Origin of the sequence: Shewanella sp. BJSY2023SW007 (assembly GCF_047314525.1) — a bacterium.
GTDB classification, from domain to species: Bacteria; Pseudomonadota; Gammaproteobacteria; order Enterobacterales; family Shewanellaceae; genus Shewanella; species Shewanella chilikensis.
This window is the reverse complement of the sequence record NZ_JBKORL010000100.1, coordinates 84,670-98,425: the sequence shown is the minus strand read 5'-3', so window position 1 is coordinate 98,425 and position 13,756 is coordinate 84,670. Positions and strand designations below refer to the sequence as shown.

Annotated in this window: 11 protein-coding genes; 5 read left to right on the top strand and 6 right to left on the bottom strand. The window is 53.3% G+C overall.

Translation table 11 applies throughout. The features are described from left to right. Window positions 1-142: 142 nt before the first annotated feature. The 3 genes from ACMHXE_RS17900 to ppsA all read right to left on the bottom strand — a co-directional run bounded on the left by ACMHXE_RS17900 (window position 143) and on the right by ppsA (window position 6,165). Entirely contained in the window at window positions 143-592 is a 450-nt protein-coding gene (locus ACMHXE_RS17900) for a DUF1285 domain-containing protein (protein ID WP_335908402.1), read from the bottom strand. Between the two features lie 73 nt (window positions 593-665). After that, window positions 666-3,704: an FAD-binding and (Fe-S)-binding domain-containing protein gene (locus tag ACMHXE_RS17895; protein WP_413732958.1), complete on the bottom strand. Its 3,039-nt coding sequence runs from the start codon at window positions 3,702-3,704 to the stop codon at window positions 666-668. Window positions 3,705-3,795: 91 nt separating this feature from the next. Then, window positions 3,796-6,165, bottom strand: coding sequence for a phosphoenolpyruvate synthase (gene ppsA / locus ACMHXE_RS17890; RefSeq protein ID WP_144360813.1), 2,370 nt, complete (start codon window positions 6,163-6,165; stop codon window positions 3,796-3,798). 124 nt (window positions 6,166-6,289) lie between these two features. Between ppsA and ACMHXE_RS17885 the strand changes: the two genes are divergently transcribed. The 4 genes from ACMHXE_RS17885 (at window position 6,290) to ACMHXE_RS17870 (ending at window position 9,938) form a co-directional block, all read left to right on the top strand. After that, window positions 6,290-7,102 carry a pyruvate, water dikinase regulatory protein gene (locus ACMHXE_RS17885; RefSeq protein WP_039033412.1) on the top strand — a complete coding sequence of 271 codons (813 nt, stop codon included), beginning with the start codon at window positions 6,290-6,292 and terminating at the stop codon, window positions 7,100-7,102. 241 nt (window positions 7,103-7,343) lie between these two features. After that, a complete protein-coding gene (locus ACMHXE_RS17880) occupies window positions 7,344-8,408 on the top strand; it encodes a 3-deoxy-7-phosphoheptulonate synthase (RefSeq protein WP_413732956.1) in 1,065 nt (354 codons plus the stop codon). Between the two features lie 195 nt (window positions 8,409-8,603). Next, on the top strand, window positions 8,604-9,035 hold the full coding sequence (locus ACMHXE_RS17875) for an acyl-CoA thioesterase (RefSeq protein WP_071475874.1): 432 nt from the start codon (window positions 8,604-8,606) through the stop codon (window positions 9,033-9,035). A 237-nt stretch (window positions 9,036-9,272) separates the two neighbouring features. Then, window positions 9,273-9,938, top strand: a complete 666-nt coding sequence (locus tag ACMHXE_RS17870) for a response regulator transcription factor (protein WP_101055823.1) — start codon at window positions 9,273-9,275, stop codon at window positions 9,936-9,938. Between the two features lie 21 nt (window positions 9,939-9,959). Here ACMHXE_RS17870 and ACMHXE_RS17865 read toward each other — a convergent pair whose 3' ends face one another. From ACMHXE_RS17865 to ACMHXE_RS17855, 3 genes are all read right to left on the bottom strand, one after another. After that, window positions 9,960-10,421 (bottom strand): hypothetical protein, encoded by a 462-nt coding sequence (locus ACMHXE_RS17865; RefSeq protein WP_413732954.1) that lies wholly within the window; start codon window positions 10,419-10,421, stop codon window positions 9,960-9,962. A 177-nt stretch (window positions 10,422-10,598) separates the two neighbouring features. Then, window positions 10,599-11,435 (bottom strand): S-formylglutathione hydrolase, encoded by an 837-nt coding sequence (gene fghA, locus ACMHXE_RS17860; RefSeq protein WP_101055821.1) that lies wholly within the window; start codon window positions 11,433-11,435, stop codon window positions 10,599-10,601. A 10-nt stretch (window positions 11,436-11,445) separates the two neighbouring features. After that, on the bottom strand, window positions 11,446-12,570 hold the full coding sequence (locus tag ACMHXE_RS17855) for an S-(hydroxymethyl)glutathione dehydrogenase/class III alcohol dehydrogenase (protein WP_028781420.1): 1,125 nt from the start codon (window positions 12,568-12,570) through the stop codon (window positions 11,446-11,448). A gap of 132 nt (window positions 12,571-12,702) precedes the next feature. Between ACMHXE_RS17855 and ACMHXE_RS17850 the strand changes: the two genes are divergently transcribed. After that, a complete protein-coding gene (locus tag ACMHXE_RS17850) occupies window positions 12,703-13,596 on the top strand; it encodes a LysR substrate-binding domain-containing protein (protein ID WP_162206223.1) in 894 nt (297 codons plus the stop codon). Window positions 13,597-13,756: the final 160 nt, after the last annotated feature.

Here is a 13,756-nt window from a genome sequence, read left to right as displayed (position 1 = left end):
CTTCTATACCAATGGTATTAATACTACCACCTGCTGAATATTTCACTAACACAAGAAAGGAGAATAATGGGGCATTTACAGTCAGGCTACTGTAAATAAAGGTTTTATATCTGCCTGAATGGCAAAGCGATTCCGTTGACTTTTAACTCAGTAAATAGGTTTCGGCAAAGCGATAGAAACAGGCACGCCCAAGCCTGGCCTTGAGACCACGAGGCAAGCTTACCAATAGCCCGGATTCGGCGCACTCAAAGGCATTGAGCCCCAGCACCTCGAACTCATTACCCTGGGAGCAAACCAGGGCAAAACGGCTGCTCTCGGCCTCGATATCCAGCTGCTTGTAATCAACTATGATGAGCGGTGTGTCGGCCACCGCTACCCTCAAACGCTCTGCCGGGGTGAGCAACAGATGTTCACCCTCGATGCAGTGCAAAATACTGCTGAAGAGCCTGGCAAACTTGGCCGGCAGCGGTGAGTTGAGATAATACCAATCGCCTTTAACATCTATCTCAAACAGGGCTTGCTGTTGACATAAGTCAGGCCTTGCCCCCAGCCCTTTCAGGGCCTCACTCACCTTGTCTGCCGACTGTTTCATCCTGGCTTCCTATTTTGGGTTCCCTATTCATGGGCTCCACACTTTTGGAGCCCTATTCTTGGCGCTCTCAGGCTTACGCCTGAGTCAGTTCCAGCAAGGCTTCGATGGGGTGCTTGGGCCTGAAGCCGCCAAAGCGTTTGACCTGGCTGCGACAGGAATAACCGGACACCAGTATCTGCTCCTTTGGCAACGACTTTATCGCCTCGTCCCAGGACATCTCATACAAAGCCTTGGAACGTGGCAGGTTTTCCAACTCATGGCCATAGGTGCCGGCCATGCCGCAACAACCCAGATTCACGGTTCCCAACTTGGCACCAAAACGGGCAAAGATGGTTTGCCATTCTTTGGCAGTGCCGGGACGGGCACTGGATTCGGTGCAGTGGCTGAACCAGGTGAACTCTCGCCCGCTTGCAGGCAGTTGCGGTAACTGTTCGAGCATGGCACTTAGCCACTCACTGGCCAGCTGGACATTGAACTGGCCGCGCTTGGCGCCGAGCGCTTCACGGTATTCGTCGCGATAAACCAACACTAGCGCCGGATCTACCCCCACCATGGGCATGCCAAGGGCATGCACCTGATTGAGAAAATCGGCGGCGGTCTGTGCCGTCTTGGCAAACTGCTCCAGAAATCCTTTGATATGAGCCGGTTTACCGTTGGGCTTGAACGGCAGCAATACCGGCTTGAGCCCAAGCGCTTCAATCAGGCGAATAAAGCGATAAACCAGTTCAGCATCGTAAAAGCTGTTGAAAGGGTCCTGCACCACCAACACATAATTTTGTCGCTCAGCGGCGGGGATAGCACTCAAGGCGTTGAGATCATAACCGCGGCTGGGGTGAGCATCGAGGCGCTGTTTCAGCGTAGGTACAGACAGCGCAGGCGCATCCACATACCCCAGAGCCTTTTTAATCACCCACTTGGATAGAGGATTCTGCGCCGCAAAGTTACTCAGCCGGGGCGCCTTGGCCATCAGCTGCACCGAATCCTCGACACCGGCCACCAGGTAATCCTTGGCGGGACGCTGATAACGGCGGTAATAGATACTGAAAAACTGTGCCCGGAACTTGGGGACATCCACCTTCACCGGACACTGGCCGGAGCACGCCTTACAGGCGAGACAGCCCTTGAGCGACTCCATCACCTCGTGGGAGTAGTCGTATTCTTTCTTGGCATTGAGGCTGTTTTGCAGTCGCTGCAACAGGCCCATGGGTTTGGACTTGGCGAGCTCATTGACATCAACGCCTTCGGATTCCAGCAGTCGCAGCCACTCGCGCATTAACCCGGCGCGGCCCTTGGGCGAATGGATCCTGTCTCCTGTCACCTTGAACGAGGGGCACATAGGCGAAAAGCGGCTGTAGTTAAAACACAGGCCGTTACCGTTACAGTTCATCACATCCGGGAAGGCATCGCGAACACTGACCGGTATTTGCCTGTCGAAACTGCCGCGCTTGGTACTGTCGACATTGTAGATAAGCTGTTGGCCTTTGGGCGCCACCAGCTTACCCGGGTTGAGTTTATTCTGGGGGTCGAACAGCGTCTTAACTTCTTCAAGCTCACTCCAAAGCTGCTCGCCAAATACCTGGGGGCCATACTCACCACGCACCCCCTTACCGTGCTCGCCCCACATCAGGCCGCCGTATTTCTGCGTCAGTGCCGCCACTTGATCCGAAACGGTACGCAGCAAGGCTTCATCCTTGGGATCGCACATATCCAGCGCCGGACGCACATGCAGCACCCCGGCATCCACATGGCCGAACATGCCGTATTGCAGTTGATGGCTATCCAACAGCGCACGAAACTCCATGATATAGTCGGCGAGCTTTTCCGGTGGTACGGCGGTATCTTCGGCGAAGGCTATAGGTTTGCGGCGACCTTTGGTGGCCCCGAGCAGCCCCACCGCCTTCTTGCGCATGGCATAAATCTTATTGATGGAACCGGCATCCCGGGTGAGCTGATACCCAAGCACCCCTTTCTCACCGGCGGCAATCTGTGCATCCAGCGCCGCGGCCAGACGCTCTGCCCGCTCATCGACCTGGGCTTGTTCTCCGGCAAACTCCACCATGTTAAGACCATCGATTATTTTGCCGGGCACTTCCTGGATAAGCTCGGATACCGAGTGCCAGATAATGTCTTCCCGCGCCAGATTCAGCACCTTGGAATCGACGGTTTCCACCACAGTGGCATTGGCGAGCACCAAGTCGGGCGCATGGCGCAGCGCAGATTCAAAAGAGTCATACTTGATGTTGACCATAAGGCGGCTGGCCGGCAAAGGGGTGATATCCAGTTTGGCCTCAGTCACCACCGCCAGCGTTCCCTCTGAGCCTGTGAGGATCCGCGACAGATTAAATTCGCTCAGCTGTTGATCCCAGACGTTTTTCAGATCGTAACCGGTCAAAAAACGGTTCAGTTTGGGAAAGCGCTGTTCAATCAGCTCTCGCTGCTCACGGCAGCGACGGGCCACCTCAGTAATCAACTTGTTGCCGAGCGGGTTGTCAGTCACCTTCTCACCCGATTCCAATGCCTCGCGACTCACCGGAGCCGTGTGCAGCACACTGCCATCCACCAACACACTGGTAAGCTCCAGCACATGATCCGAGGTTTTGCCATACACCAGCGAGCCGGCGCCGGAGGCATCGGTATTAATCATGCCGCCCAGGGTGGCTCGGTTGGAGGTGGAAAGATCCGGACTGAAGAAAAAGCCGTGCGGCCGCAACGCATCATTGAGCGCATCCTTGACCACACCGGCCTCGACTCTAACCCAGCCTTCCTCTGGATTAACTTCCAACACCCGGTTCATATGGCGCGAGAGATCCAGCACTATCCCATGAGTCAGCGCCTGACCATTGGTTCCGGTACCGCCGCCGCGGGCACTGAAGACCACCTTGGCAAAAGCTGCCTCACTGGCGAGCTGCAACGCCATGGCAATATCGGCACTGTCTCTGGGGTAGAGCACCGCCTGTGGCAGAAACTGATAGACAGAGTTATCCGTCGCTTGTGCCAAGCGGGCACTGTAACGCCTGTCGATATCGCCGCGAAAACCTCGCTGCTCCAGCGCATCCAGATATTCCAGATACAGGGGTTCCAGAGTTTGTTGGTGTGATAGTAAGGGTAACATCTTATGCTCGAATAAATTTTTTGTTATCGGGCCATTATAAACAAAAAAAAGCCGCTAAAAAGCGGCTTCCTTCATAAGAACTGTTTCTGACTTAGCCGTGGGCTTCAGCCAGGTACAGCCAGGTGTCAATCACTGTGTCTGGGTTCAGAGACACAGTGTCTATGCCCTGCTCCACCAACCAGGCGGCAAAGTCAGCATGATCCGAAGGACCCTGACCACAGATACCCACATAGGCACCCTTGGCCTTGGCAGACTTGATAGCCATCGCCAGCAGCGCCTTAACGGCTTCGTTACGCTCATCGAACAGGTGACTGATGATGCCGGAGTCGCGGTCCAGGCCCAGAGTCAGCTGAGTCAGGTCGTTGGAGCCGATGGAGAAACCATCGAACATCTCCAGGAACTGATCCGCCAGCAGGGCGTTGGATGGCAGTTCGCACATCATGATGACGCGCAGACCATCTTTACCACGCTCCAGACCTTGCTCTTTCAGTAGTTCGATAACCTGACGGCCTTCTTCCAGAGTACGAACGAACGGGATCATGATCTCAACGTTCTTCAGCCCCATGTCGTTACGAACCCGCTTGATGGCTTCACACTCGAGGGCAAAACAATCGCGGAACGACTCGGAGATGTAGCGGCTGGCGCCTCGGAAGCCCAGCATTGGGTTCTCTTCCTCTGGCTCGTACTTGTCACCGCCGATCAGGTTGGCGTATTCGTTTGACTTGAAGTCAGACATACGCACGATAGCCTTCTTGGGGTGGAATGCTGCAGCGATAGAAGAGATACCTTCCACCAGACGGGCAACATAATATTCAACCGGAGATTCATAACCGGCGATCATCTCAGTGATCTCGGCTTTCAGCTCGTCGGTTTGCTGATCGAATTCCAGCAGAGCCTTGGGGTGAATGCCTATCATGCGGTTGATGATGAACTCGAGACGAGCCAGACCCACACCTTCATTAGGCAGACGGGCAAAGTCGAAGGCGCGGTCAGGGTTACCCACGTTCATCATTATCTTCATCGGCAGATCAGGCATGGAATCAACGCGGCTGGAAATCACATCAAACTCCAGCTTGCCTTGATAGATATAACCTGTATCACCTTCGGCGCAGGATACTGTTACTTCCTGACCGTTTTCAATTTTGTCGGTCACGTCGCCACAACCCACTACCGCAGGCACGCCCAGTTCACGGGCAATAATGGCAGCATGACAGGTACGGCCACCACGGTTGGTGACAATGGCGCTCGCGCGCTTCATGATAGGTTCCCAATCCGGGTCAGTCATATCGGTAACCAGTACATCGCCTGGCTGGATCTTGTCCATTTCGTCGATAGATTTGAGCACCTTGGCAACACCTGAGCCCACCTTGTGACCAATAGCACGACCTTCACAGATCACTTCGCCGCGGCTCTTGAGGTGATAACGCTCAATCAGTTGCACATCTTCACGGGAACGCACGGTTTCGGGGCGAGCCTGAACTATGTAGAGACGACCGTCGTTACCGTCTTTGGCCCATTCGATATCCATCGGACGGCCATAATGCTTTTCAATGATCATCGCCTGCTTGGCCAGTTCCATCACTTCTTCATCATTGATGGAGAAAGTCATGCGCTGTTCTTTGGCGACATCTTCAATTTTCACCTGCTTGCCGTGAGATGCATCATCTGAGTACACCATCTGGATCAGCTTGCTGCCGATATTACGACGAACAACAGCCTTGTGACCGGCAGTCAGGGTTGGCTTGTGTACATAGAACTCGTCCGGGTTAACCGCACCTTGCACTACCATTTCGCCCAAACCGAAGGAAGAAGTGATAAATACCACGTCCTTGTTGCCGGACTCGGTATCCATGGTAAACATCACACCGGAAGCCGCTTTATCGGAACGTACCATGCGCTGAACACCGGCAGACAGTGCCACACCGCGATGGTCGTAACCCTGATGCACACGATAGGAGATAGCGCGATCGTTGAACAGAGAGGCAAACACATGCTTGATGGCAACCAATACAGCTTCAAAGCCCTTCACGTTGAGGAAGGTTTCTTGCTGACCGGCAAATGAAGCGTCGGGCATATCTTCTGCGGTGGCAGAGGAACGCACGGCGAATGAAGCGTCTTGGGTTTCAGAGGCTAATTTTTCGTAAGCTTCTCGAATCGCTTGTTCGAGTTCTGGCTGAAATGGGGTTTCAATAACCCACTGTCTGATCTGTGCACCAACTTTAGCCAGTGCGTTGACATCATCTACATCCAATGTGTCAAGAATGTCATATATCTTCTGGTTTACTCCACTTTGCTCAAGAAACTCATTGAACGCGTGGGATGTGGTCGCAAAGCCGCCAGGTACTTGAACACCGGCATTGGCCAGATTACTGATCATTTCACCAAGGGAAGCGTTTTTACCGCCGACCTTGTTGACGTCACCCATGCCTAATTCCTGATACCAGAGTACGTATTGCTGCACAGTTCTATCTCCGCAAGTTTATTTCAGTGGCCCCTTCACACGAGGGCAGCGGCATTTTACACTCCGAGGCAACAAGCGTAAATCTATAATTTTATTTGTAATTTTATTACTACATGAGGTCGGCATGGCACGTAAAGTATTCTACATTTCTGATGGAACAGCAATCACGGCCGAAGTGTTTGGTCACGCAGTGCTTTCTCAATTTCCATTGGAATTTGATTCACTTACCATTCCATTTGTGGAAAATACCGTTAAAGCAGAAGCCGTTAAAAAACAGATTAATGATAGTTTTATTACAACAGGGGAACGGCCTCTGGTGTTTCATTCCATCGTCAAACCGGAAATTCGCGACATCATTTATTCCAGTGAGGGCCTGGACTACGACTTTCTCAACACTTTCGTCGCCCCCTTGGAGCAACAATTAGGGGTCACTGCCAGCCCTTCACTGCATCGCACCCATGGAATGGCCAAAGCGGGTTATGATGCCCGTATCGACGCCATCAACTTTGCCATGGATAACGACGATGGCCAGACCATGAAGCATATGGACAAGGCCGACATTATCCTGCTGGGAGTTTCCCGCTGCGGCAAGACGCCATCCAGCCTCTATCTGTCGATGCAGTTCGGCATCAAGGCCGCCAACTACCCCTTTATTCAAGACGACATGGACAACCTCAAGCTGCCGGAGGTATTGAAACGCAATAAATCCAAACTGTTTGGCCTGACTATTGAACCCGTACGCCTGCATGAGATACGTCAGAGCCGGATGGAAAATAGCCGCTATTCCTCTTTGCGCCAGTGCCGCCTCGAAGTGAAAGAGGTGGAGATGATGTTCAAGAAAGAACGCATCCCTTATATAGACACCACCAACCAATCGGTCGAGGAAATCGCCACCAAAATCCTCGATGCCACCGGCCTTGAGCGCCATATGTTCTAAAAAACGCCCTAGCAGCCGACAAATGCTACTCGAGTTGAAACTGAGTTACATATTGGCATTTTCTAGCTAACTACTTGTTACCACAGTGCGAACTCTGAATGATTCAAGTGGGTCTTGACACTTTTTCAAGGCCCACTTGGGCAATTATCGGACAATTGCCACTTTGCAGCTCGGCTCGATTGGTTATAATCCGACACAAGATAAGCGCAAAGCGCTCAAGAAATTTCCCTCGGTATCATGAATGACCATTAAAACAGACGAATTACGCACCTCTCTCTTATGTAAAGTGATCTCACCTGCCCAACTCGCATCTGAGTATCCATTGACTCAGGAAGCCGCAGACTACCTGGTTGAACAACGCCGCGAAGTCGAAGCCATTATTCAGGGTGACGATCCGCGTTTGTTGGTCATCATAGGCCCCTGCTCCATCCATGACACTGAAGCAGCACTTGAGTATGCCGGCCGTCTGGCCAAGCTGCACCATGAACTCAAAGACGATCTGTGCATTCTGATGCGGGTCTATTTTGAAAAACCACGCACCATAGTCGGCTGGAAAGGCCTGATTTCCGATCCTGACTTGGACGGCAGCTTCAGCCCCAATAAAGGTCTACGCCTGGCCCGTAAGTTGCTGCAGCAGATCACCGAACTGAAACTGCCTATCGCCACCGAATTTTTGGATATGGTGAACGGCCAGTATATTGCCGATCTCATCACCTGGGGCGCCATCGGAGCCCGCACCACAGAAAGCCAAATTCACCGTGAAATGGCCTCGGCGCTCTCCTGCCCTGTAGGCTTCAAGAATGGTACCGACGGCAACATCAATATTGCCGTCGATGCAGTGCGCGCCGCCAGAGAACCGCATATCTTCTACTCTCCGGACAAGGACGGCTCACTGGCGGTCTATCGCACCCATGGTAATCCCTATGGGCATATCATTCTGCGCGGCGGTAAAACCCCCAACTACAGCGAGCAAGATGTAGCCAAAGCCAGAGAGCAGATGGATTCGGTTGGGATCCATTCCGGCATAGTGGTCGACTTCAGCCATGGCAATAGCCAGAAGCAGCACAAGAAGCAGTTGGAAGTCGCCGAAGATATCATGGCACAGCTGCGCAGTGGCTCTACTGCTATTGCCGGTATTATGGCCGAGAGCTTTATTGTCGAAGGCAATCAGAAAGTTATTGCAGGTGAGCCCCTCACTTACGGCAAGAGCATCACGGATGCCTGTCTCCATTGGGAAGACTCGGAAAAACTGCTCAGAGATCTGGCCGCTGCCGCCAAGGAAAGACGTCGCCTGCTGGGCAAGTAAGCCCCCCAGATACAGGCCACTGAAATGGAATCGCCCCGCCATCTCCACGCTGGAGATGCCGGGGCTTTTTCATGCCCGGATACTTTCGAACATCCAATATTTTTCATGCAGGGCTTTCTGGCCCAGGCTGTCAATCCGCCTTTGGTCGAACTATAATACCGCCCCTGATTTTCCAGCATAACCAGAGGTTGCCGTATGCCAGAAACGACACAGAGCCAATATGAAGTGGCCGTAGCACGCCGAATTGAACAAGCCGAGGCTCGGGTGATCAAGGCGGTTTTCCCGTCCATTACCAATCATCACAACACACTGTTTGGCGGTGAAGCCCTCGCCTGGATGGATGAAACCGCTTTTATTGCCGCCACCCGCTTTTGTCGCAAGACACTGGTCACCGTCAGCTCTGACAGAATCGATTTCAAAAAGCCTATCCCCGCCGGCAGCTTGGCAGAATTGATCGCCCGAGTGATCCATGTGGGCAACACCTCGATGAAAGTCGAAGTGAACATTTTTGTAGAAGATATGTATCAGGATAAGCGCGAGCACGCTATCCGCGGCGTCTTTACCTTCGTAGCAGTCGATGATGACAGAAAGCCGACCCAGATCTGGAGTGATGATCTAGCCAACTAGCCCCTGTTCGCTTATTTCGCACAATCCGAGCCTGTTTCTGGCTAAAGGCTATGTAAGTTTTATCCGGCAATCCTGTTTGCCGCTGAAAAGGCTTTTATTGACTGTCGTTCTCGACTAAAGTCTAAAAGCGACAGTAACAAAAAGTCACTTAAAGCCTGATAAAGCAATAGGATTATTTGTCACTTTTCTGTTACATTGACCCTTCTTCAGCGTGCAGAGCCATAACCATAACAAGCCATGAAGCCAGAAAACTTAAATATTATCATCGCCGATGATCACCCATTATTTCGCAATGCCCTGCGCCAAGCGCTTAACAGCGGTTTCTCCAATACCCGCTGGTTTGAGGCCGACAGTGCCGATGGGCTGCAAAAACTGCTTGAGCAAACTCATCAGGACTATGATCTGGTGCTGCTGGATCTGCAAATGCCGGGCTCCCATGGCTACTCCACTCTTATCCATCTGCGCGCCCACTTCCCCGAACTGCCGGTGATAGTGATTTCAGCCCATGAAGATGCCGCCACCATCAGCCGTGCCCTGCACTACGGCGGCGCCGGCTTTATTCCCAAGTCAGCTTCGATGGAAACCTTTATCGACGCGATAACCGCAGTAATGTTCGGCGATATCTGGCTGCCTAAAGGCATAGAGTTGATTGAAATCAATGATGAAGAAGATACCGACAAGGTGGCCGGCAAGCTCTCTGAGCTGACGCCGCAGCAATACAAGGTGTTACAGATGTTTGCCGAAGGCCTGCTCAACAAGCAGATAGCCTACGACCTGGGCGTATCCGAGGCGACCATCAAGGCCCACGCCACCGCTATCTTCCGTAAGTTGGGGGTTCGCAACCGCACCCAGGCCGTGATAGCGCTGCAGCAACTGGGAATGGAAAAGGTCGAGATCAACTGATCTCAGCTTCCCTAAGGTTTCTCAATCCTCCTTGGCGGCACATTTGCCAAGATAGATGATTTCCGGCGCGCTCGGGCACAACACCTCGACACACTCATCGCCGGTACAAATCAGGTGTGACCAACCGTCACTGTGACCATGGAAGAAACTGATTGGGCTTTCACGCGACCAGGCGTGATCTTTAATCAGGCGGCTGTTGCAACCCTGTTCGTCCCCAAGCTCGCTCAGCGCCTGCCAAAGCTCCAGCAATCCATGTTCATCCAACATACGAAACGCACTGACCGAGCGGTAATGCAGCCGATAGCGCCCTTCACTCGGTAAATGAAACAATTCCAGACTGAGATCCACCCCTGGATGGGGTTTATTCTTAATTTGATAGCGTTTGCCACTGGGAAGCTGCAACAAGAAATCACCGCCCCAGAAGAGCCCGGTAATATAGAGATCCCCCTGCTCGAAGGGTGTCTGCCATCTGCCTATTTTCATGCTCCCTCCCGTTAATCCCTGCGCTCGTTAATTCCCCTCAGATAAAAGTGGGGTAAACAAGAAAGTACTCAACAAGCGGATACCGGGCAATGGCCGCTATAACGCATAAAAACGCCGCCGGGGCAAACCCTAGGCGGCGCTGCATTTAAGTGACTGAGCGTTTTAGAGGCTCAGCGTTTACAAGCCCAGATGGCTGGCATGAAACTTAAGCTGCTCGTCGATAAATGAGGCGATAAAATAGTAGCTGTGATCATAGCCGGGGTGGCTGTGAAAACTCAGCGCAATTCCAGCATCAGTGGCGGCGGCCCGCAAGGCCTGTGGCAGTAACTGCTCGGCCAGGAACAGATCACTCTCGCCCTGATCAACCCGCATCGGTAGCCCTTTGGCACCACTTTTTATCAGCTCTACCGTGTCATAGGCCTTCCAAGCCTCCCTGTCGCTGCCAAGATAGGCTGCAAACGCCTTCTGGCCCCAAGGGCACTGGCTAGGATGACTGATGGGGGCAAAGGCACTGGCGCTGAGATAACGGCCCGGATTTTTAAGGGCTATCATCAGCGCGCCGTGGCCGCCCATTGAGTGGCCGGCAATGGCGCGCTTATCCGATACCGGAAAGTGCTGTTCTATCAATGCCGGCAACTCATCTACCACATAGTCATACATACGATAGTGGCTGCTCCAGGGAGCCTGGGTAGCATTGACATAAAAACCGGCCCCCAACCCCAGATCGTAGGCGGCATCATCGGCATCGGCCACACCTTCTCCGCGCGGGCTGGTATCCGGGCAAACAATGGCCAGCCCCAGCTGAGACGCGAGGCGCTGGGCCCCGGCCTTTTGCATAAAGTTCTCATCCGTACAGGTCAACCCGGAGAGCCAATACAGCACAGGTACCTTTTGGCTATTGGCCTGCTCCGGCAGATAGATGGCGAAACGCATCTCGCAGTTCAGACTGCTGGAGTAATGACGATACTGCTTGTGCCAGCCTCCAAACGACCTGTTGTTACTGATATTTTCCATCAGAAGGTCCTCAGAAGTGGATCACGCTGCGAATGCTCTTGCCTTCATGCATCAGCTCGAAGGCTTCATTGATATCTTCAAGCCCCATGGTGTGGGTGATAAAGTCATCCAGCTTGAATTTACCGGCCAGATAATCTTCCACTATGCCAGGCAACTGTGAGCGTCCTTTGACACCACCGAAAGCCGAACCTTTCCACACCCGGCCAGTCACCAACTGGAAGGGTCTGGTAGAGATCTCCTGCCCGGCACCGGCAACCCCAATGATCACTGACTCTCCCCAGCCCTTGTGGCAACACTCGAGCGCCGAACGCATCACATCCACATTGCCGATACACTCGAACGAGTAATCGACGCCGCCGTCGGTCAAATCCACAATCACCTGCTGAATAGGTTTGTCATAGTCTTTGGGGTTGATGCACTCGGTCGCCCCCAGCTTCTTCGCCAGTTCAAACTTGGACTCATTGACATCTATGCCTATGATGCGACCGGCCTTGGCCATCACCGCGCCAATCACCGCCGACAACCCTATGCCGCCGAGCCCGAAGATGGCCACGGTGGCGCCCTCTTCCACCTTGGCGGTGTTCATTACAGCGCCCATGCCGGTAGTAACACCGCAGCCCAGAAGACAGATCTCTTCCAGCGGTGCCGATTTGTTAACCTTGGCCAGGGAGATCTCAGGCAATACCGTATATTCAGAGAAAGTCGAGCAGCCCATGTAGTGGAAAATCGGCTTGCCGTCTTTGAAGAAACGGGTGGTACCATCCGGCATCAGGCCCTTGCCCTGAGTCTCGCGGATCTTCTGACACAGGTTGGTCTTGCCGGAGCGGCAGAACTTACACTCACCGCATTCAGGCGTGTAAAGAGGAATAACATGATCGCCCACCGCCACACTGGTGACGCCTTCGCCGACCATCTCCACTATGCCGCCGCCCTCATGGCCGAGAATGGCCGGAAACACACCTTCTGGGTCGTCGCCGCTCAAAGTAAAGGCATCGGTATGACACACACCGCTGGCAACAATGCGCACCAATACCTCACCGGCCTTGGGCAACATCACATCCACCTCTTCCATCTTCAACGGTTCACCGGCGGCCCAGGCTACGGCGGCGCGGGACTTGATAAATTTGTCTGTCATTGTCGCTTCCTTCTGTTGTGATTGATTCGGTATCGAACCTCTTGGCTCATAAACCGGATGCCAACATTGTATTTATTCCCAAATAAAAGATAATCAGCCAAATATACAAATCACTTTTACTGAGAAGTAATAATGAACCACTGGGAAGGGATCAGCGAATTTATCGCCGTGGCCGAGAGCCAGAGCTTTACCCGCGCCGCCGAGCGGCTCAACTTGTCTGTGGCGCAGATAAGCCGCCAAATCGCCGCGCTGGAGAAACGCCTGGCGAGCAAACTCTTCTATCGCACTACCCGCAAGGTGTCGCTCAGTGAAGAGGGTCAGCTTTATTATCGCCACTGCCGCTTGCTGCAAGATGGTATAGAAGAAGCCGAACGCGCCCTTGGCAGTTTGAAACAAACCCCGCAGGGCTTGCTGCGGGTGACGGCGCCTGTCACTTACGGCGAGCAGTTTATTCTGCCGCTGCTGAATGACTTTCTCTGCCTGCACCCCAAGCTGGATCTGCAACTGGATCTCAACAACAAGACACTGGATCTGATTGATGGCGGTTATGATTTGGCGATTCGACTGGGTAAGCTGGCGGATTCCAGCTTGATGGCGCGGCGTCTTGGCAGTCGCCGCAATTATGTCTGTGCCAGCCCGGAGTATCTAGCCAACCACGGCGTGCCCCACACTCTGGGCGAGCTGCACCGGCATCAATGTTTGCTGGGTAACCACCCTTACTGGCGTTTTATCGAGCAGGGTCAGGAACGTCAATGGCGTTTGAGTGGCCGCTTGGTGTGTAATTCTGGCCCAGGGCTATTGGATGCTGCTCGCAAAGGGCTCGGGCTGGTGCAACTGCCCGATTATTATGTCGGCGAGGATCTCGCCAGCGGCGCCCTGGTATCAGTGCTTGAGGCTTACCAGGCGGCGCCGGAGGGGATTTGGGCCTTATACCCACAGAACCGCCATCTGTCGCCCAAGGTCAGCCTGCTCTTGGACTTTCTGCAGCAGGCGCTGCCGGAGGCGCCGGATCTGGCCGACTCTTGAGTGGATGCCCAGTCTTGAATGGAGCGTTAAGTCTTGAATGGATGACAGGTCTTGAGCTGCAGCCAAATCTTAAATCGGAAATAAATTCTGTATCGGCTCTGAATCTTGCATAGCCGCGAAACTTGCGAGCCACTATGTTTTCGAATCGCTGAACTTTCGA